Source organism: Pseudomonas sp. TUM22785, assembly GCF_028198105.1.
Lineage (GTDB): Bacteria > Pseudomonadota > Gammaproteobacteria > Pseudomonadales > Pseudomonadaceae > Metapseudomonas > Metapseudomonas solani.
The window spans coordinates 3,803,041-3,821,449 of sequence record NZ_CP116239.1 but is presented as its reverse complement, the minus strand read 5'-3'; the positions used below and the strand labels follow the sequence as shown (position 1 = coordinate 3,821,449).

18 protein-coding genes are annotated in these 18,409 nt (G+C 67.9%); 7 read left to right on the top strand and 11 right to left on the bottom strand.

Features of this window, described 5'->3' with window-relative positions:
* Nucleotides 1-76: 76 nt before the first annotated feature.
* The gene (locus tag PI990_RS17285) at nucleotides 77-1,405 is read right to left on the bottom strand and encodes an alginate export family protein (protein WP_265168771.1); all 1,329 of its coding nucleotides are present in this window, start codon (nucleotides 1,403-1,405) and stop codon (nucleotides 77-79) included.
* Nucleotides 1,406-1,749: 344 nt separating this feature from the next.
* Between PI990_RS17285 and PI990_RS17280 the strand changes: the two genes are divergently transcribed.
* Complete coding sequence (locus PI990_RS17280; RefSeq protein ID WP_184489908.1) at nucleotides 1,750-3,249, top strand: APC family permease; 1,500 nt, start codon at nucleotides 1,750-1,752, stop codon at nucleotides 3,247-3,249.
* The gene (locus PI990_RS17275) at nucleotides 3,230-3,811 is read left to right on the top strand and encodes a DUF3156 family protein (RefSeq protein ID WP_184489909.1); all 582 of its coding nucleotides are present in this window, start codon (nucleotides 3,230-3,232) and stop codon (nucleotides 3,809-3,811) included. Before PI990_RS17280 ends, PI990_RS17275 begins: the two co-directional genes overlap by 20 nt.
* 6 nt (nucleotides 3,812-3,817) lie before the next feature.
* Here PI990_RS17275 and PI990_RS17270 read toward each other — a convergent pair whose 3' ends face one another.
* Entirely contained in the window at nucleotides 3,818-4,783 is a 966-nt protein-coding gene (locus PI990_RS17270; protein ID WP_271657859.1) for an ATPase, read from the bottom strand.
* A 133-nt stretch (nucleotides 4,784-4,916) separates the two neighbouring features.
* Here PI990_RS17270 and PI990_RS17265 point away from each other — a divergent pair, with 133 nt between their 5' ends.
* Nucleotides 4,917-5,090, top strand: a complete 174-nt coding sequence (locus PI990_RS17265) for a hypothetical protein (protein ID WP_184489911.1) — start codon at nucleotides 4,917-4,919, stop codon at nucleotides 5,088-5,090.
* A 53-nt stretch (nucleotides 5,091-5,143) separates the two neighbouring features.
* On the opposite strand, the gene PI990_RS17260 is transcribed toward PI990_RS17265, so the two are convergent.
* Entirely contained in the window at nucleotides 5,144-5,470 is a 327-nt protein-coding gene (locus PI990_RS17260) for a helix-turn-helix domain-containing protein (protein ID WP_184489912.1), read from the bottom strand.
* Nucleotides 5,454-5,708 (bottom strand): type II toxin-antitoxin system RelE family toxin, encoded by a 255-nt coding sequence (locus PI990_RS17255; RefSeq protein WP_271657858.1) that lies wholly within the window; start codon nucleotides 5,706-5,708, stop codon nucleotides 5,454-5,456. The genes PI990_RS17260 and PI990_RS17255 overlap by 17 nt, the downstream gene beginning before the upstream one ends.
* 339 nt (nucleotides 5,709-6,047) lie before the next feature.
* Here PI990_RS17255 and feaR point away from each other — a divergent pair, with 339 nt between their 5' ends.
* Nucleotides 6,048-7,001, top strand: a complete 954-nt coding sequence (gene feaR / locus PI990_RS17250; RefSeq protein WP_043246592.1) for a transcriptional regulator FeaR — start codon at nucleotides 6,048-6,050, stop codon at nucleotides 6,999-7,001.
* Between the two features lie 20 nt (nucleotides 7,002-7,021).
* Here feaR and PI990_RS17245 read toward each other — a convergent pair whose 3' ends face one another.
* The 7 genes from PI990_RS17245 to PI990_RS17215 form a co-directional block, all read right to left on the bottom strand.
* Nucleotides 7,022-8,131, bottom strand: a complete 1,110-nt coding sequence (locus PI990_RS17245; RefSeq protein ID WP_271657857.1) for a class II histone deacetylase — start codon at nucleotides 8,129-8,131, stop codon at nucleotides 7,022-7,024.
* The gene (locus PI990_RS17240; RefSeq protein ID WP_442969283.1) at nucleotides 8,128-9,327 is read right to left on the bottom strand and encodes an MFS transporter; all 1,200 of its coding nucleotides are present in this window, start codon (nucleotides 9,325-9,327) and stop codon (nucleotides 8,128-8,130) included. Before PI990_RS17240 ends, PI990_RS17245 begins: the two co-directional genes overlap by 4 nt.
* Nucleotides 9,317-10,186: a transporter gene (locus PI990_RS17235; protein ID WP_271657855.1), complete on the bottom strand. Its 870-nt coding sequence runs from the start codon at nucleotides 10,184-10,186 to the stop codon at nucleotides 9,317-9,319. Before PI990_RS17235 ends, PI990_RS17240 begins: the two co-directional genes overlap by 11 nt.
* An 83-nt stretch (nucleotides 10,187-10,269) precedes the next feature.
* On the bottom strand, nucleotides 10,270-11,253 hold the full coding sequence (locus PI990_RS17230; protein ID WP_271657854.1) for a response regulator transcription factor: 984 nt from the start codon (nucleotides 11,251-11,253) through the stop codon (nucleotides 10,270-10,272).
* Between the two features lie 187 nt (nucleotides 11,254-11,440).
* Nucleotides 11,441-12,214 carry an SDR family oxidoreductase gene (locus tag PI990_RS17225; protein WP_271657853.1) on the bottom strand — a complete coding sequence of 258 codons (774 nt, stop codon included), beginning with the start codon at nucleotides 12,212-12,214 and terminating at the stop codon, nucleotides 11,441-11,443.
* On the bottom strand, nucleotides 12,211-13,005 hold the full coding sequence (locus tag PI990_RS17220) for an SDR family NAD(P)-dependent oxidoreductase (protein WP_271657852.1): 795 nt from the start codon (nucleotides 13,003-13,005) through the stop codon (nucleotides 12,211-12,213). The genes PI990_RS17225 and PI990_RS17220 overlap by 4 nt, the downstream gene beginning before the upstream one ends.
* Nucleotides 12,998-13,819, bottom strand: a complete 822-nt coding sequence (locus tag PI990_RS17215) for a molybdenum cofactor biosynthesis F family protein (protein ID WP_271657851.1) — start codon at nucleotides 13,817-13,819, stop codon at nucleotides 12,998-13,000. The genes PI990_RS17220 and PI990_RS17215 overlap by 8 nt, the downstream gene beginning before the upstream one ends.
* Nucleotides 13,820-14,109: 290 nt before the next feature.
* Here PI990_RS17215 and PI990_RS17210 point away from each other — a divergent pair, with 290 nt between their 5' ends.
* From PI990_RS17210 to PI990_RS17200, 3 genes are all read left to right on the top strand, one after another.
* Nucleotides 14,110-15,627, top strand: coding sequence for an amino acid permease (locus PI990_RS17210; RefSeq protein WP_021221097.1), 1,518 nt, complete (start codon nucleotides 14,110-14,112; stop codon nucleotides 15,625-15,627).
* 92 nt (nucleotides 15,628-15,719) lie between these two features.
* Nucleotides 15,720-16,496, top strand: a complete 777-nt coding sequence (locus tag PI990_RS17205) for an SDR family NAD(P)-dependent oxidoreductase (protein ID WP_057387602.1) — start codon at nucleotides 15,720-15,722, stop codon at nucleotides 16,494-16,496.
* A 998-nt stretch (nucleotides 16,497-17,494) separates the two neighbouring features.
* Nucleotides 17,495-18,403, top strand: coding sequence for a helix-turn-helix transcriptional regulator (locus tag PI990_RS17200; protein ID WP_184489923.1), 909 nt, complete (start codon nucleotides 17,495-17,497; stop codon nucleotides 18,401-18,403).
* Nucleotides 18,404-18,409: the final 6 nt, after the last annotated feature.

The following is an 18,409-nucleotide window of genomic DNA, read 5'->3' as shown; positions in this document are numbered from 1 at the left end:
AGCGTGGGGTGTGGGGGTGGAAAAGGAAGGGCGGCCTGGCGATCCGTGCCGGGTCCGGCCCTTCAAAACGGGTGGATCAGAAGGCCAGGGCCATGGTCACCTGGCTGTAGACGTTGGTGCCGTCGCCGCCCACCTGGTTGCCGCCGTTGCTGGCGTCGCGGTCGGGCTGGTAGAGGCCCACCAGCGGGCTGACCAGCAGGTGCTCGGTCACCGCCCATTCCAGGTAGATGTCCAGCTCGCGGGCGTCGAGGTTGAGGGCGTCGCGGCGCTGCAGGGTGTTGAAGTCGAAGTAGAGGACGCCGAGGGTCAGGTTCTCCAGCGGCTTGGCCTTGAGGCCGACATGATGGATGCCGGTGTTGCTGTTGAAGGGGCCGGCGTAGTTGGAGGCCACCTCGCCCTGGAACCAGGTGCCGTAGCCGCTGGCGAAGCCGTTGAAGAGGCTGTCCCAGCCTTCGGAGTAGCGGCTGTAGCGGTAGGTCAGCTTGGGCGCCCAGGCGATGTCGGCGAAGGTGTAGCCGCTCTCCAGGTACCAGGCGCGCTCGTTGCCGGCGTCCTTGTCCTGCACTGCGTATTCGAAGCCGAAACTGGCGTTCTCGATGCCGGCATCGCCTTCGCCGCGCAGGCTGTAGATGTCCATGCCGTCGCGCTGCTGCTGGAAGTCGCTGGCCCATTCATCGGTGACGTCGAGGCCGTGGATCCAGGTCAGCCCCAGGGTGCCGGGGGCTGCGGTGTATTCCAGGGTGCCGGCGGCCAGCTCGGTTTCGGCCTGGGCGCGGTTGTCGGACTTCAGCCAGAAGGCGCTGCCGTGCAGGCCGTCCTTGCCGCCCAGGCGCAGCACGGCGGTGCGGTCGAAGGCGTGGCGGGCGGCGTTGTAGTAGGCACCGCCACGGTTGAGGTGGCCGTCCGCCGGGCCGTTGCCGAGGTTGGGGCCGTCGTCGTTGATGAGGAAACCGGTGCCGATCTTCAGCACCTGGCGGCCGAAGGAGACATCGACGCCGTCTTCGCCCAGGGCCGGGAACAGGTTGGCGGAGCGCCAGCCCAGGTAGGCCTCCTCGATCTTGGTGGTGCGCTCGTTGCCCAGGGTGTTGCCGCCCGGGTCGCCATCGCGCCAGGTGGCGGAGCTGACCCAGTTCAGCGCGCCGTAGGCGGTGCCGTTGCCGGCCAGGCCCTGGTCGCCGCTGAGGCCGTATTTGACGAAGCCTTCGGTCCAGGTGGAGCCGCCGGCGGTGCCGTCGTAGTTCTTGCGGCTGTTCATCCAGCCGTAGACGGCGAGGAAGTCGGCATTCAGGTGGCTGTCGTCATCGGCGTAGAGTTCGTAGGCGCCGACGTTCGGAATGGCGGCCAGCAGCGCGGTGCCCAGGGCGACGGCACTGGCCAGCGGCTGCAAGCGGAGCGTTTTCCTCATGGTTCTCTCCCTCGTATTCTTCTGTGTTGTACGTCCGGGGCTGGGCCCCGTGAGTTGGCATGCCGCCCGGGGGAGCGCGGAGGCGCCCGGCGCGGCGACGGCTATTAATGAGGGCGTGGTGGGGGCGAGTCTTGTTCGAGGCTGCCAGCCGGCTTGCCCGGGGTGGCCAGGGCTGGAGGCAGCGGCGCGCGGGGATGTCAGGCTGCAACAAGAGCAGCGGCAGGCAGGGGCAAGACGCCCAGGGAGGGCGGGCGCACAGTGGTGGGGAACCTGCGGCTACGACCGCACCGGCCACCCCGGCCGGATAACGATAAACAAGAACAATGCATTCGAGGGCCCTGACGATGTCGATCAACGCCAAGCTCACCGCACACCTGAATCGAGGCTCGGTGGGGTTCCCCACCGCGCTGGCCAGCACCATCGGCCTGATCATGGCCAGCCCGGTGATCCTTACCGCCACCATGGGCTTCGGCATCGGCGGTAGCGCCTTCGCCGTGGCCATGCTGATCGCCATGGTGATGATGCTGGCGCAGTCCACCACCTTCGCCGAGGCGGCCTCGATCCTGCCCACCACGGGCTCGGTCTACGACTACATCGCCTGTGGCATGGGGCGCTTCTTCGCCATCACCGGCACCATCGCCGCCTACCTGATCGTGCATGTGTTCGCCGGCACGGCGGAAACCATCCTGGCCGGGGTCATGGCCCTGGTTAACTTCGAGCACCTCAACACCCTGGCCGAATCGGCCGGCGGTTCCTGGCTGCTGGGGGTGGGCTTCGTCATCGTCTTCGGCATCCTCAACGGCTTCGGTGTCAGCGTGTTCGGCAAGGCCGAGGTGATCCTCACCTTCGGCATGTGGACGACGCTGATGGTGTTCGGCGTGGCCGGCCTGATCGCCGCGCCCGCCGTGCAGCTGGACGGCTGGTTCGGCACTTCGATGGTGGGCACCGACCTGGTGACCATCCTCTCCCTGGTGGGCATGGCGATGTTCATGTTCGTCGGTTGCGAGTTCGTCACGCCCCTGGCGCCGGACCTGCGCAACTCCGCGCGGACCATGCCCCGTGCCATGGCGCTCGGGCTGTTCGGCGTGGCGTCCTGCATGTTCATCTACGGCGCGGCGATGAAGCGCCAGGTGGAGAACGTGCTGCTCGACGAGGCCACCGGCGTGCACCTGCTGGATACGCCCATGGCCATCCCGCAGTTCGCCCAGCAGGTGATGGGCGATATCGGCCCGATCTGGCTCGGCATCGGCTTCCTCTTCGCCGGCGCCGCCACCATCAACACCCTGATGGCCGGCGTGCCGCGCATCATGTACGGCATGGCCGTGGACGGCGCGCTGCCGAAGGTCTTCGCCTACCTGCACCCGCGCTACAAGACGCCGCTGCTGTGCATCGCCGTGGCGGTGCTGATCCCCTGCCTGCACGCTGCCTGGCTGGGTGGCAACACCGACAACATCTTCCACCTGGTGCTGGCCGCCGTCTGCGCCTGGAGCACCGCCTACCTGCTGGTGACGATCTCTGTGGTGATCCTGCGCATCCGCCGCCCGGACCTGCCGCGTGCCTACAAGTCGCCGTTCTTCCCGCTGCCGCAGATCATCTCCAGCGTCGGCATCCTGCTGGGCATGTGGTTCATCACCCCGCCGGGCATGAACCCCAAGGACATCTACGGCCCCTTCGCCGTGATGCTCGGCCTGACCGCCGCCTACGCGCTGTTCTGGACGGTGGTGGTGCAGAAGGTCAACCCGTTCCGCCCGGTGCCGGTGGAGGAAGTGCTGGAGAAGGAATTCGCCAATGAGCCGGGCATCCACCCCAGCGAGAGCTATGGCCATGCTTCCCGCACTGCGTGAGTTCTTCGGCAACACCCGCGCGCCCTCCGGCTACCGGCCGGGGGCGACCCTGGCCCTGGTGCGGCGCAACCTCGGCGGCCTCGGTTTCGAGGCGCTGGAGCCGGGCCGGGGCCGCTTCACCCTGGCAGGTGGCCTGCAAGTGGAGGCCCGCGAGCGCACCCAGTCGGAACTGCTGATGCACCTGGTGCTCACCGAGTTCAGCCTGCAGGTGCCGTCCTGCGGGCAGGGTGTGGCGAAGCTGGAGCTGCGCCACACCGGCGCCATCCGCCGCCAGGGCCTGGCCTGCACCCGGCGCGCCGGGGAGGCGGCCGAGCTGGCTGGCGTGATTGCCGCGCTGGAGAGTGACCCGGCCTTGCGGGCCGCGCTGATGCCCCTGGACTTCAAGCGCCTGCGTATCGAGCGTGAAGAGGGCCACTGGCGGGTGCTGCTGGAACACATGGGCGCCAGCGAGGTGGTCAACCGCATGCCGGCGTTCCGTCGCTACATCCGCCTCGACGACGCGCAGCAGGCCCACCTGCTGAATGCGCTGCCGGCGCTGGCCCGGGTGCTGGCGGGCTTTTGAGCGGCTTCAGGCCTCCGTCGCGGGGGCCTTCTTGATTCCCGGGATCAGCACCAGCTGGCGCAGGTCGGCGACCTTGAGGTCCAGGCTCTTGCCGCTGGGGGACAGCGCCAGCTCACCCATGGCGAAGACCCGGAAGTAGTCCACCTCTTCCCTCAGCAAACCATCCAGGTAGCCCTTGAAGCGGTAGGCGTCCATCTGCTCCTTGGAGATGTAGAGGAACACCGGCTTGTTATCGATGCGGTCGTAGAACTTCAGCTTGAAGCCGCTGCCGTAGCGGTCCACCAGCAGCGCGCCGCCCTGCAGCACCCGGTTGGCAGTGCCCAGCTTGGCGTACTTGATCGCCTTGAAGTACGCACCCAGGGGCATCTCGCCTTCGCCCACCACGCGCAGGCGCATGGCCTTGAACTCGTCGTTGCCAAGCTCCAGCCGCGCTTGCCGGTAGCACTCCACCAGGCGCTCCAGGCTACTGGTGCGCTGGTTGACCGATTTCTTCTCGTTGCGCGGTGCCGGGGCTTCATCGGGAGTGCCGGTGGGCTTGCGCGCGGGGGCGGTTGGCGTGTCGGGCTTGTCGGCGCTGGGCCTGGCCCGTTCGACCGGGGGCTCGAATACGTCGATGTAGTCATGCAGCTTGCGCCGGGCGTGGCGCTGCCGGGCTTCGGCCTCGCTCTCGCCGGGCAGCTTGCCTTCGGCGTCCTCGTCCTCCTCGTCGGCCATCCATTCGCAGTCGGGCGCGTGGCTGGAGTGCGGGTTCTCGCGGAAGTGCGCGGCCTTGTAGGTCTCGTTCGGCTGCTTGTCGTAGTTCGCCGCAGTGACCTTGGTGCCCAACGTGCGGCAGGCCTCGCTGGAGCAGAGGAAGTCGAAACGGCTGCGCGGCTCGGGCAGGGAGAAGAACGCCCGGCGCGCTTCGGCGATGGACAGCACCTCGTCCAGCTGGACGCAGTAGGCACGGGTGATCGGGGCTTTGGTGGGCATCCGGGCGGTTCCCTGGCTGGGGGCATGAGGCGGGATTATGCAGGCTGGCGCGATGGCGGCAAACGGGGGCTTGGAGTGGGCGGCGGGCGGGTGTTAGGTTCTCGGCATGTCGGCATTCAACAAGGAGTGAGTCATGGCATCGCACAAACTGAAAGGGCCCCGGGCCACCGGCTTCAAGCCGGGCATGGGCACCCATCACCCGAAGAAGACCCGGGGCGCCCGCAAGGAACGCTCGGGCATCCAGGCCCTGGTGATTGCCGGCGGCATCGTATTGCTGGTCATCGTGCTGGCGGTGCTGGCCCGCTGAGGTAGGGCGAGAACGCCAAAGAAGCCCCGGCCAGAGTGCCGGGGCTTTTCGTTTCAGAGGTCCAGCAGCTGCGGCGCGATGCCGAGGGCGCCAGCGACCTTCTCACGGGTGGCCTTGCGTGGCTTGGCGGCCTGCTCCTGCTGGGCATAGGCCGGCTGGCTGATACCGATGCGCGCGGCCACTTCCGCCTGGGAAAGCCCCAGGTGTCGGCGCCAGGCGGCGATGGGGGTGAGGCCATCCTTGACCATATGGCCGACGACTTCGTTGGGAACCAGGCCGTCTTGGCCCTGCTGGGCGATGTAGTCGGCATAGGGGATGACGACGAAGGCGGGTTTGCCGTTCGCGTCATTGATGATCTGCACGTTAGTAGGTGTGCTCATCACGCTTCTTCACCTCTTCAATACTCACAATCTGGATGGCGCCGTCCCAATCGAAAATGACTCGGTAACTGCCGACCCGAAGCCGGTAGCCGAACGGATGGTGGACGAGGGCTTTGACGTTTTGCACATCCGGCATGGAAGCCAGTGCCTGGACGGCGTCGTAGATTCTTTTCTGGTCGATGCTGGCGGTTCGTCTGAGTTGCTTGATGGCCTTCCGTGTCCAGCGAATCTCATTCATACCTCTATCACTCTGCGATAAGTAATATAAGTATTTTAGTGATGTTGGTAAATCGGCTGGCCGAGTCGTGTGTCAGGTGATTCCGAAGGGCGGTGATGCTTTGTTTCCTGGCTGAGGGCGCCCAGGGTCATGCACATCTTCACGCCCCGGGGCCGAGGCGATACGCATGACACCCCTCACGCTTGAGCCGGGCATGCTGCCCATTGGCGAGGAATGGTCGGCGTACCGCTCCGCTGGCACCGAAACTGCATCTTCGGACGCCATCGAGTCCTTGTTGCGCTCGCATAGATAACATGTTAACAATCTCGCAACAAAAACAAGATAACTCCGGAGGTTCGTATGCGTGCTCAAGAAGCCCGTGGCGGTCTGGAAGACTGGCAAAAGTCGCTGCAGAACATCTGCGGCAGGTTCGAAACCCAACTGGCTACCAGCCGTTCGCTGTTCATCGGCGAGATCTCCGCGCAATGCCATTCCGGCCTCACCATGGCGCACCTGCGCACCAATGCCGGGCTTATTTCCCGCTCCTCCCTCAAGGCCGATCGCGATGACGACCGCCATTGCTTCCTGATCAGCCAGCGCAGCGGCTTCTCCCGGGTGGCGCAGGGCGGCGTGAGCATCGACCTGGCGCCGGGCGAGCTGCTGCTGATGGATTCGGTGGGCGCCTGCGAGATCACCCCCTTTGGCCTGATCGACCATGCCTCCCTGCACCTGCCGCGCGAGGCAGTGGAGCGCGCGTTCAAGTCCAAGCAGGCCAAGTTCGGCAAGATTTCCTCGACCCGTGCCAGCGGCAAGATGCTGCACCTGCTGATGGACCAGCTGTGCCGCGAGCAGGCGGGTTCGGACGATGACGAGATCGAGGCCCTGGAGAATGCCTTCATCTCCCTGCTGGAGCCGGCGCTGGGCCAGGATCGCGTGGAAGCCGGCAACTGCGATTCCCTGCAGGGCGCCAACCTGCGCAGCTATGTGCAGAAGATCATCGACGAGTCGCTGTCCCAGCCCAACCTCACGCCGCTAGCCCTGGCCAACCGCCTGGATATCTCGGTCCGCCACCTGTACCGGCTGTTCGAGGAGCAGGGCGACAGCGTCTGCCGCTACATCCAGCGCTCGCGCCTGCAGCGCAGCGCCGATGACCTGGCCAACCCCATCCTCCGGGGCGAGTCCATCACCTCGATCGCCTACAAGTGGGGCTTTACCGATTCGGCGCATTTCAGCCGGTCGTTCAAGAAGCACTTCGAGCGCTCGCCCAAGGACTTCCGGGCCGGCGCGTTGATGGAGGCCGCCGCCGGCTTCTGACGGCGGCTCCACTCACCTTCCTAGCCCAGTTGCGTGGCCAGGTGCTCCACCTGGTCATGCAGGAAACCGGCGAAGGCCTCGCCGGGCTGCTGCAGCTGGATGAAGGCCAGCATCGGGTCTTCCACGGCGGTACGCACCCCCGACAACTCCTCCATCACCGCGAGCCCGCAGAAGGGCACGTAGGCTTCCGCGTAGCCACCTTCGTGCACCAGCACCAGGCGCCCGCCGCACAACCCCTCCGCCGCTTCACGCAGCAGCGCCGTCATCCCGCGGAACGAGTCGCTGTGCAGCATCATGCGCGCCAGCGGGTCCACGGCGTTGGCGTCGTAGCCGCAGGCGACCACGATCAGCTCCGGGCGGAAGCGCTCCAGTGCCGGCAGCACGATACGGCGCATGGCCTGCAGGTAGGCGTCGTGGCCGCTGCCGGCCGGCAGGGGGATGTTGATGTTGCTGCCCAGGCCGGCGCCGCGCCCGCGATCCTCCAGGCCGCTGTAGCCCGGCGGGTAGCAGTTCTCCTGGTGCAGGGAAACGGTCAGCACCTCGCCGTCTTCCTCGTAGATCGACTGGGTGCCGTTGCCGTGGTGCACGTCCCAGTCGATCACCGCCACCCGTCGCAGGCCGTGGCGCGCCCGGGCCGCCTCGATGGCGATGGCGATGTTGGCGAGGAAGCAGAAGCCCATGGCCTGGTCGGCGAGGCAGTGGTGGCCCGGCGGGCGCGACAGCGAGTAGGCGTTGTCCGCCTCGCCCCGAATGACGCAGTCGACCGCGGCGATGGCCAGGCCGGCGGAGAGCTTGGCGATCTCGTAACTGCCGGGGCCGATGGGGGCCTCGCTGCCCAGCTCGCCGCCACCGGCGTCGCTCAGGGCCTTGAAGCGTTGCAGGTAGTGGGCCGGGTGGACGCGCAGCAGGTCCTCGTCCGTGGCCGGCTCCGCACTGCGTTGCAGCAACTGGCGGGACAGGCCGGAGACATCCAGCAGGCTTTTCAGCCGGCGCTTGGTTTCGGGGGACTCGGCGAAGCCGGTGGCGGCCGGCGGTTGCACCCAGCCGCCCACGGGCAGGGTCAGGGCGTGCATGCCGGCGCTGTGCCAGAAGCAGAGTTCATCGGAGAAGAAGGCGGTACGGCGGCTCATGGATTGGCTCCGGTGTTGTCGAGGGAAGGGGACGGCGCGCCGCTTTGCAGGCGGGCGAGGCTGAGTGCGGCGAAGGACAGCAGCAGGCAGGTGGCACTGAGCAGCAGCACGCCGCGCATGCCGACGCTGCTTTCCAGCAGCGGGCCGGCGATGGCGGGGCCGAGGGCGAGGCCACCGCCGATCAGCAGGTTGGTGGTGTTCATCAACCTGCCGTTGCGGTCCAGGTCGGCCAGGCAGGCGAGGATGAAGGGCAGGGCGAAGGTCCAGGTGTACTTGAACACCAGGGCCGCCGTGGCGAAGCGCGCGAGGCCCGGTTGGTCGAGCAGGAGCAGCACCGCACCGGTCATCAGGGCGTAGCCGAGCAGCAGCATCGCCCCGCGCGGCCAGCGCTTGCCGATCAGTGCGGCGCAGGCCGAACCGGCGATGCCCAGCAGGGTGGCGACGGCGAGGATGCGCCCGCTGCTGGCCGGGTCGATGGCTGCGGCGCCGGCGATGCTGCCGATGAAGGTCCACACGCCGCTGAGGCCGACGTAGAAGGCCAGTACGGCGAACAGCGCTAGCAACGCGCGCCAGCCGATGCCACCGGGTACCCGCTCAAGTGTGCGGGTGGCCGGGGTGATGCCCTGGAAGCTGCCCGCCAGCGGCAGGCACAGCAGCATCAGCAGGGCCAGGCCGAGGTACAGCGCCTGCAGGCCGAAGCGCTCGAACAGCGGCGGCAGCAGCCACAGGCCGATGGCGCCGAGCACCAGCTGGCCCATGACCCAGAGCCCGTATACGCGGTCGCGGTCCTGGCTCTGCGCCGCGCTGGCGATGCACAGCACCATCAGCGTGCCGCCGGCCAGGGCGCTGACCACGCGCAGGGCCATCAGCGGGTGGAAGGCGCTCGCCCAGGCCGACGCCAGGTTGGCGACGATGAACAGCAGGGCCGCGCCGCGTGCCACCCGCCGCCAGTCCAGGCGCGGCTGCCAGAGGTAGGCGGGCAGGGTGGCCAGGCTCATGGCGGCCAGCTCGGCGGAGAACAGCTGGCCGATCTGCGCCGGGCCGAGGCCGAGCTGGAGGGCGTACTGGGTGGCGATGGCCGGCGCGGCCATCAGCACGCAGGGGACGATGGCGGCGAACAGCACGATGGCCAGCAGGCGGGTGCGGGGCAGCCCCGCGGAAACGGCGGTGGTCATGGCGTGGCCCTCAGAAGACATGGACGAAGCGCAGCAGCAGGTTGTTCTGCTCGAAGGCGTTCTCGGTGGCGACGTTGCGCGTCAGGCCCAGCAGCACCTGGTTGCGCGGGTCCAGCCAGTGGCCCACCTCGAAGCCGAGCTGGGTGTAGCGCTGGTGGGTGTCGTCGAGGGTGCGGCCGTTGAATTCCAGTTCGCCGCCGTCGGCGTGGATCAGGCGCAGGGCGCCGTAGGTGCTGGGGGTGAAGTCGTAGGAGGCGAAGGCCTGCAGGCGGTAGAGCGGCTTCTGCTCCAGGTCCTGGCCGAAGTAGTCGTCGTTCTTGCCATAGACCTGGGCTTCGAGGTTGGCCTCCAGGATCCAGTTCTCGCCGACGCCCTGGGTGTAGTTGTAGTTGAGGTGCAGTGCCCAGCGGTTGGCGCCGGGGGAGGCGTCCGGGTTGCGCCCGTGGTACTCGCCCACCGGCACCGTGAGCATGGTCAGCAGGCCGCTGTAGGTGCGCGATTGCGGGTCGTTGATGAAGAACAGCGTGCCGCCCACCTGCGGGTCGCCCAGGCCGCGTTCGCTGCTGCGGCTGGCGGCGCCTGGCGCACGGATGTCGACGTCCACGTAGGGGACGATGAACTGCGGGGTGCACAGGGTGCCGCAGATGTCGGTGAAGATCAGCTGGCGCCAGGCGAAGGCGTTGACCGCGAGGTCGGCCTTGCCGGTGCTGTCACCCCCACCGTGGTAGTCGTTGGCGCGGGTCAGCGGCAGGTAGCCGACACCGAGCACGGTGCCCACCGGTGCCGAGACGAAGTCGCGGGCATTGAGGTCGGCGGCCTGGGCGCTGGAGGCGGCAAGGGCGGCGGCGAGGGCAAGCGGAAGCGTGTAGCGGCTGTGCATGTGCAGGGTTCCTCTGGCGGGTAGGTGCAGGCAAAGGCTCCCCGTCCCGCCGTCTTCGGGGCAGGTGGAGGGAGCGGGTGGGTTTAGTTCGAGGTGTGGTGCAGCAGGTGGGCGATGCCCGCCTTGCCGTTGATGCCGAGCTTGTCGTAGATGCTGCGGATGTGATGGCGCACGGTGTTCGGCGCCAGGCCCAGGTCGCGGGCGATTTCCTTGTAGGTGCTACCGCCGCCGAAGCGTTCGGCGACGTCGGTTTCCCGGGCGCTCAGTTGCGCCAGGGCGGGGCGCAGGCGGGCGCTGAGCAGGAGCAGGTCGCCGACTTCGGTGGCGTCCAGCTGCAGGTGCTGGCCCCGGTAGCCGGCGGCGTCCACCGCCTCGGGCAGGCGCGGGCCGCTCCAGCGTGGCCACTCCAGCAGCAGGCGCTCGACGAAGCCGTGCTCGGCGTAGTGCAGGGTGCGCTGGCGGTCGCACACGGCCAGCGCCAGGGTGTTGGGCCCGTCCAGGGTTTCACGCAGGGCCACCAGGGCGCGGATCTGGTTGGCACCCTCGGCGGCCACCAGGTGCGGCATCACCTGGTCGAGGAGGAAGCGCTCCTCCTCGCCGAAGCGCGGCGCGCCCGGGCGGCGGTAGAGCGTCAGGTGCACGCTGAGCTGGGTTTGCGGATCGATGTGGATCACGCAGAGGAATTCACCGAAGCCGTGCTTGCGCCCCAGCCAGCGCAGCCCGGCGGGGGTGTCTTCGGCCTGGCTGTCGACGATCACCGAGCGCCCGGGTTGCGACTGCACCAGGCCGACGGTGATGTCCTGCTCGCGGATCGACTGCCAGTCCTCCACGTAGCTGGCGGGCAGGCCGAACACCTGGGAGCTGTGTTCCTCCGGCAGGTCGGCGACCATCGCCGCGTGCCCCCACCAGGCCTTGTCGAAGGCCAGCAGCGCCTGCAGGCGTTGCAGGGCGTGGCGATGGAAACGGGCGAGGGGTTGTTCCTGGGCCAGTCGTTGCAGCTCCAGCACGCAGGCGTTGAAGGCGGCGAAACGGCGGGGGGTGATGAGGTGTTCGTCGATCTGGCTCATGGGAGGTACCTGTCTGCGACTTTGTTGTTTTTGTCGGAGCCGGCGAGCGGCTCTCAGTCATCAGTGGGTGGCCGGTGTCTGTACGACGAGGCAGGGCCTGGAACGAGTATCGCCAAGGGTGGCGGGGGTCACCATCCTACAGATGCAGGATAGGCCGTCGACCCCCGCCGGCCCTGGCCTTCGGCATTCAGCCGCCGGTGGCCGCGAGGGTCTCCGGGAGCGTGGCGCCGCCGTCCACCACCAGGGTCTGCCCGGTGATGTAGGAGGCCTGGTCCGAGGCGAGGAACAGCATGGCGGCGGCGATGTCACCAGGCTCCCCCAGGCGCCCCAGGGGCACGCCCCGGGCGATGGCAGCGGCATGCTCCCCGTCGCCCAGGTTGCCCATGGCGGGGGTGCGGATCATCCCCGGTTCCACCCCGTTGACGCGCACGCCCTCGGCGGCCAGCTCCAGTGCCGCATTGCGGATGAAACCGTTCACCCCGGCCTTGGACGCTGCGTAGTGGGTGAGCCCCGGGTAGGCCACCCGTGGCCCGGTCACCGAAGAGGTGACCAGCACGCAGCCGCGCCCCTGCTGGCGGAACAGCGGCAGGGCGCCCTGGGTGAGCCAGAACAGCGCGCCGAGGTTCACCGCCAGGGTGCGTTCGAGCAGCTCCGGGCCGATCTCCTGCAGCGGCCTCAAGGGGAAGTAACCGGCGTTGTGCACCAGCACATCGAGCCGGGGCAGGCCGCCGAGCAACTGCAGGATGGCGTCGCGGTCCGCCAGGTCGATGGCCGCCGCATGCACCTCGCGGCCGGCGTCGCGCAGCGACTGCGCCAGGGCTTCCGCCGGGGCCTGTTGCAGGTCGACGATCAGCACCCGCGCCCCACAGGCAACGAAGCCTTCGACGATGGCCCGGCCGATTCCCTGGGCGCCGCCGGTGACCAGCACGCTGCGGCCGGCGAAATCGAAGGCGGGGTTCATGACGCACCGCCAAGCCGCGCATAGGCGAGGGTGGGCACGTCGACGATGCTGGAGCCGCCGTCGGCCACCAGGGTGGCGCCGGTGAGGATGGAGGCCTCGTCGCTGATCAGGAAGCGGCACAGCGCGGCGATCTCCTCCGCCTGGGCCGGACGGCGCAGGGGTACCTCGGCGGTGACCCGCGCGTAGGCGGCGTCGAGGCTCTCGCCGTGGTGCTGCATCAGCGGCTGCATTTCCTCGTCGGCCATGGGCGTGCGCACCCAGCCGGGGCATACGCAGTTGACCCGCACGCCCTGGGGTCCGTAGTCCCGCGCCAGCGAACGGGTGAGGCCCAGCAGCGCATGCTTGGCGGTGGTGTAGCCGCACACCTCCGGGCCCGCCGCCAGGGAGGCGATGGAACCCAGCAGGACGATGCTGCCGCGCCGCTCCAGCAGCGACGGCAGGCAGGCGCGGGCGCTGTGGAAGGCGGTGTCGAGGTTGCCGCGCATGGCCGCCTGCCAGGCGTCGTCGCTGGTGTCGGTGGCGCTGCCCAGGCCGTGGCCGCCGGCACAGGCGAGCAGCGCGTCGATACCGCCGAAGCGCGTGTGGGTGGCGGCGACGAAGCCGGCCCAGTCGGCGCTGCTGGCGGCATCGCCCACCAGCACCAGGCCGCCGCACTCGGCGGCGACCCGTTGCAGGGGCTCGGCGCGGCGGCCGATCAGCACCAGGTTGGCGCCTTCGCGCCCCAGGCGCCGGGCGCAGGCTTCACCGATGCCGGTGCCGGCCCCGGTGATCACCACCGTGCGCTTATGCATCGCCATACACCGTGCGGTTGAGCACGTCGCAATGGGAGGACACGGGGAAGTTGGAGAGGGCGCCGAAATCACCGTCGGCGTAGCCGAAGATCTTGCCGTCGCTGCGGTGGGCCTTGAGGTCGATCATCACCACGCCGAGGGTGGGCACGATCTTCTCGCGCCAGACGAACAGGTACAGCTCGTCGGCGATCTTGAGGTAGTGGCAACGGTCGGTGTCGCACAGCCCCTTCTCGACGCCCGCCAGGCACTGCCAGCTGTAGTAGTTCTCGTTGAGGTAGACGTGCTCGTAGACCTCGGTGGGGCTGTAGCGGTAGCGGTTGCGCAGGCCCACCAGCTCGGCGGTCGGCGCGTGGGGGCAGGCGCCCGGCTGGAAGGGGCGGTCGAGGGTGCCGTGGAAGAACTGCACCTCGACGCCGGTCAGGCTCTTGCCGGCCAGCGCCCGGCCATACAGGCCCTCGCGGGTGGCGGCGGCATCGGGCAGGCGGCCGAGCACGGCGGTGAAGGCGGCGGCGCCGGTATCCAGCACCAGGCTCACCGACCACTGCTGGCCGAACTCCTCCTTGATGAAATCCACCAGGTAGATGCCCGGGCGAACCGACGTGGCGCGATAGGGCGAACGACCCTTGGAAGACCCGTCGGCCAGCGCCCAGTCCAGGTGCCCATCGGCGAACACGTGGGCGATGCTCCAGCCGTTGTCGAACTGCAGGTCGAAGCGCTTGCCGTCGAGATCGGCCAGGTTGGGCAGGATAAAGGCCTCCGGGGCAAAACCCTCGGCCAGGGCGCCTACGGTGATCCAGTCGGATTGGGTGGTCATGAAGCGGTCCTCGTGCTTGTTGATGAGGACTCAATGGTCGCCAGATGGGGCGGTTGGGGGTATCAACCGGAAGGTGGAGCTGCGACACGTCGCAACAGCGGCAAGCTTCAAGCTACAAGCCGCAAGAGGTCGGCGCTGGAAGCTTGTGCTTGCCGCTCTTACTTGAAGCTTGCAACTTGCGGCTTGCAGCTGCTCCCCTCATATCCCTTTAGGGACATACCCATCCCCCTCATTTGCCCCGACCATCCCCCTATACCCAACAAAACAAACCGAACAAGGGGAGGGGCGAGATGAACGAGAGCACCACACTGGGGCGGCCTGCCTCGGGCAGCGGTGGCGTGAGCTACCAGGATGTGTCCGCCGGCTATTTCGAACAGCGCACGCTGCAGCGCCATGCGGGGTTCTTCACCCTGCTGGTGCTGGGTGTGGGCGCGGTGATCGCCGGGCAGTATTCCGGCTGGAACCTGGGCCTGGCCCAGGGCTTCGGCAGCATGCTGGCGGCCACGGTGATCATCGCCTTCATGTACCTGCTGCTGTGTTCGTCCATCGGCGAGATGTCCGCCGCGCTGCCCCATACCGGCGGCGCCTATTCCTTCGCCCGTACCACCCTGGGGCCATGGGGCGGCTTCAGCACCGGGCTGGCGGAGAACATCGAGTTCATCCTGGCGCCCGCCGGCAACATGTTCTTCATGGGTACCTACCTGTCGGCGATCTTCGGCACCGCGCCGGAGTGGCAGCCCTTGTGGTGGCTGGTGGGCTACGCCTGCATGCTGCTGCTTTCTGTGCGTGGGCTGGGCGTGTCGATGCGCGTGGTGGTGGTGATCACCCTGGCGGCCATCGGTGTGCTGGTGTTCTTCTTCGCCACGGCCATCCCCCATGTGGATTTCGCCGCCAAGGCCCTGAACCTGGCCGCAGGTGACGCCGGCACGCCGGTGGAAGTGGCCGGCGGCAACGGGCCCTGGCTGCCCTTCGGCCTCACCGGAATCATGCTCGCGCTGCCCTTCGGCGTGTACATGTTCCTCGCCATCGAGCAGCTGCCGCTGACCGCCGAGGAGTCCCACGACCCCAGCCGCCATGTGCCGCGCGCGCTGGTGTTCGGCATCCTGATCCTCACCGTGCTGGCTTTGGGCGTGCTGTTCTTCAGTGCCTCCATCGGCGGTGGCGCCTTCGCCATGAGCAGCTCGGGCGAGCCTTTGCTGGACGGCTTCCGCGAGATCTTCGGGCACACCGCGAGCAAGGTGCTCTCGGCCGTGGCGGTGCTGGGCCTGGCGGCGTCCTTCCTGGCGGGCAGCTTCGCCGCCGGGCGCAATATCTACTCGCTGTCCCGCGCCGGCTACCTGCCCACGGCGCTGTCGGTCACCCACCCGGTGAACAAGACGCCCAACGTCGCCCTGCTGACCGGTTCGCTGCTGGCGCTGAGCATCCTGCTGGTGTTCTGGTTCAGCTTCGGCCGCGAGAACAACGCGCTGATGGGCGGGATCATGGTCAGCATGATCGTGTTCGCCGGGATGATCTCCTACATCCTGCAGAGCATTGCCTTCATCCGTCTGCGCCGCCTGCACCCGGACCTGCCGCGCCCCTATCGCAGCCCCTACGGCGTGTTCGGCGCGCTGGTGGTGATCGGCATCTCGGCCATCACGCTGATCTACCAGTTCCTCGACCCGCTCTACAAATGGGCCGCCCTGGGCGCCGCCGCCTGGTACCTGATCGGCATGGCCTACTTCGCCTTCTACCGCCGTCACCGCCTGGTGCTGTCGCCGGAAGAGGCCTTCGCCGTCAGTGGCGGCCGCGAGGGGCACCCGCGCTGAAGCCCGCTCTCGGATAACCCCATGCACGCCACGTGGCGGGGCCGGTTCGTGCCCCGCCACTTCTACACAGAACCCTTGAACCAGGAGTTGCCATGCTTTCCAACCAACCACGCCTGCACGGCAAGGTCGCGATCATCAGCGGGGGCGCCGGCGGCTGCGGCGAGGCGGCCAGCCGGCTGTTCGCCCGCGAGGGTGCGGCGGTCGCCATCATCGACCGCAACGCCGAGGCCGCCCGCGCCCTGGCCGCGCAGATCGAGGCCGAGGGTGGTCGGGCCATCGGACTGGGCGCCGATGTGTCCCAGGCCGACCAGGTGGAGGCGGCGGTGGCGGCGAGCCTCGCCGCGCTGGGCCCGGCCGATGTGCTGTTCAACCACGCCGGCACGCTGATCGTGAAGCCCTTCCTGGAGGTGCAGGAAGAGGAGTGGGACTGGCTGATGGCGGTCAACGTCAAGAGCATGTTCCTGATGACCCGCGCCGTGCTGCCGCAGATGCTGGCGAAGGGCAAGGGCAGCATCGTCTGTACTTCGTCCATCTCCGCCCAGTACGCCACGCCGGGGGAGGTGGTCTACAACGCCACCAAGGGTGCTTGCCAGATGTTCGCCCGGGCCATCGCCGTGGAGTTCCGCGACCGCGGCATCCGCTGCAACGCGGTGGCGCCCGGCTTCATCCGCACCGCCCACGGCATGCGCGAGCTGCATGACCTGCAGGCCATGGGCGTCAACGCCAGCGAGGCGGACATCGCCGCCCAGCAGGGCCGCCTGTGCGAGCCGGAGGAGGTGGCGCGGGCCGCGCTGTTCCTCGCCTCCGACGATGCCTCCTTCGTCAGCGGCGCCCATCTGTTCGTCGATAACGGCTTTTCGTCCGTGTAGCAGGGAACGCAGCCGGACGAGCCCGATGCAGGTGACTGTGTCGGGCTTTTTCATTGGGGGCGTAAGCGGTGGGGTATCAGGTGGTGAGGCGTTTTGGGGTTGGGTTGTGGGAGCGGCTTCAGCCGCGAAAAGCATCGCGAATGAATTCGTTCCTACAGGACTGCGCTGTGTAGGTTGGGCTGAGGGACGAAACCCAACGTGGCGGGGCCTGACCTTACATCGTTGGGCCGCGCTGCGCTTGGCACCAACCTACGGCGGTGCTGCGCACCGCTGGGCGAATGAATTGGCTCTGTCTGCGTTAGCTGTTGTGGTTTTAATGCAGGCGCTCAAGCACGGTGCTTTCCGGGCACCAAAGGATTTCTGCCACCGCCACAGCATGGGTTTCGCTTCGCTCTACGCCATCCTACGAAAGCCACCGCTATGTGCACGTTGGGTTGGTGCGCACATCAATGTGTGGATTTGAGCGAAGAAAGTTGGAGCAGCCGCCAACGCCCCTCCAGGAGGCCGAACGCAGTCGTTGCGCCGGGGGACGAGCGGCATGGATGCCGCGAGAGGCGCGCCAGGCCATGGATGGCCCATCGCGCCGGCCCCCAGACGACGCTTGCGGCGAACGCACTTCAGTGCGGCCCGAAGGGCGAGCGTAGCGAGTAACGACGATGGAGTGAGGGAACCCCGGCGAAGCCGGGGCCGGATGATGGGGCAAGCCCTTTTGGTTCCTTTTAAGTGGTTCGGCATTCCGACGATTGTTAAAAGGGACTCGCCCGGGTGGGCGAAACCAGAAACATCACCAGAACTCGACAATCAGCTGAGCTCAAATCCTTTAGCAACACTTAACGCAGACGGAGCCAATGAATTCGCCCCTACGGTCGCGCTGAAAAGCGCTGGCGCGGAGGGCGTTGTGGCAAGCAAAATGCTTTCTTGAAAACACCCCTGAAACGCGCGCCCCAAGGCACATTTCTGCACCTGGGCGGGGCGGCCGGACAACAAGAAGGTGAAGCATGGCGCACGCAGCAGGACTCTCCCATTCCCAGGGCTGGCAGGTGCTGGAAGCCTGGCACGCACACAGCCCCGAGCTGATCGCCAGCGTGGAGACGGCGGCCTTCGCCGAGCGCCTGGACGAGGCGTTGCAGGCCCTGGCGCCCTTCGACCAGAGCTGCATCTTCGTCTACCCCGCCGGCGGCAGCCCCGCGCTGCTGCACGACAACCTGCACGGCATCCCCGAGCCCGGCGCAATGCAGCGCTACGTCAACGGCACCTACCTGCTGGATCCGGTCTACACCGCCTGCGCCCATGGCCGGCCCGCCGGCCTGTACCGCATGGCGGAGCTGGCGCCGGATGCCTTCTTCGAGGGCGAGTATTTCAATTCGCCGGACGTGCACCCGTGCATTTCCCTGGCCTCGGGCAGCCTGGCGGAAGAGATCGTGTTTCTTTCGCCCCTGCCCGGCGGCACCTACGCGGCCTATTCGTTGATGCGCTGCAACGGCTCGCCGGTGTTCTCGGATCAGGACGTGGCCGCGCTGCGGCTCTGCCAGCCGGCGCTGGAGGCCTTTCTCCAGCGCCATTACGCCAAGGTCGCCGCCCAGCCGCTGGGGGCACGGCCCGAGCGCAGCATCGCCGAGCACCTGGCGGCGGCCTTCTCCGGCTTCGCCACCGATCGCCTGACCGCGCGCGAGCAGGCCATAGTGGGGTTGATCCTGCGGGGGCATTCCAGCCTGTCCATCTCCCTGCACCTGGAGATCGCCGAGGGCACGGTGAAGAACCACCGCAAGCACCTCTACAGCAAGCTGGGCATCTCCAGCCAGTCGGAGCTGTTCCACCTCTTCGTCAATCACCTGCTGGGCACCGAGCTGGGCGAGCCCCCGGCGGGCGCCGTGCCCGCCACCCTGGTGCAGCAGTCGGGGCGCTGAGGGGCG

Coding starts and splice junctions, on each gene's coding strand:
- PI990_RS17225 (WP_271657853.1), bottom strand. CDS start 12,214: ATGAACCCCGCCTTCGATTTCGCCGGCCGCAGCGTGCTGGTCACCGGC.
- PI990_RS17240 (WP_442969283.1), bottom strand. CDS start 9,327: ATGTCTTCTGAGGGCCACGCCATGACCACCGCCGTTTCCGCGGGGCTG.
- PI990_RS17260 (WP_184489912.1), bottom strand. CDS start 5,470: ATGAGCACACCTACTAACGTGCAGATCATCAATGACGCGAACGGCAAA.
- PI990_RS17205 (WP_057387602.1), top strand. CDS start 15,720: ATGCTTTCCAACCAACCACGCCTGCACGGCAAGGTCGCGATCATCAGC.
- PI990_RS17280 (WP_184489908.1), top strand. CDS start 1,750: ATGTCGATCAACGCCAAGCTCACCGCACACCTGAATCGAGGCTCGGTG.
- PI990_RS17210 (WP_021221097.1), top strand. CDS start 14,110: ATGAACGAGAGCACCACACTGGGGCGGCCTGCCTCGGGCAGCGGTGGC.
- PI990_RS17255 (WP_271657858.1), bottom strand. CDS start 5,708: ATGAATGAGATTCGCTGGACACGGAAGGCCATCAAGCAACTCAGACGA.
- PI990_RS17220 (WP_271657852.1), bottom strand. CDS start 13,005: ATGCATAAGCGCACGGTGGTGATCACCGGGGCCGGCACCGGCATCGGT.
- PI990_RS17245 (WP_271657857.1), bottom strand. CDS start 8,131: ATGAGCCGCCGTACCGCCTTCTTCTCCGATGAACTCTGCTTCTGGCAC.
- PI990_RS17275 (WP_184489909.1), top strand. CDS start 3,230: ATGCTTCCCGCACTGCGTGAGTTCTTCGGCAACACCCGCGCGCCCTCC.
- PI990_RS17285 (WP_265168771.1), bottom strand. CDS start 1,405: ATGAGGAAAACGCTCCGCTTGCAGCCGCTGGCCAGTGCCGTCGCCCTG.
- PI990_RS17265 (WP_184489911.1), top strand. CDS start 4,917: ATGGCATCGCACAAACTGAAAGGGCCCCGGGCCACCGGCTTCAAGCCG.
- PI990_RS17200 (WP_184489923.1), top strand. CDS start 17,495: ATGGCGCACGCAGCAGGACTCTCCCATTCCCAGGGCTGGCAGGTGCTG.
- PI990_RS17270 (WP_271657859.1), bottom strand. CDS start 4,783: ATGCCCACCAAAGCCCCGATCACCCGTGCCTACTGCGTCCAGCTGGAC.
- PI990_RS17230 (WP_271657854.1), bottom strand. CDS start 11,253: ATGAGCCAGATCGACGAACACCTCATCACCCCCCGCCGTTTCGCCGCC.
- PI990_RS17215 (WP_271657851.1), bottom strand. CDS start 13,819: ATGACCACCCAATCCGACTGGATCACCGTAGGCGCCCTGGCCGAGGGT.
- feaR (WP_043246592.1), top strand. CDS start 6,048: ATGCGTGCTCAAGAAGCCCGTGGCGGTCTGGAAGACTGGCAAAAGTCG.
- PI990_RS17235 (WP_271657855.1), bottom strand. CDS start 10,186: ATGCACAGCCGCTACACGCTTCCGCTTGCCCTCGCCGCCGCCCTTGCC.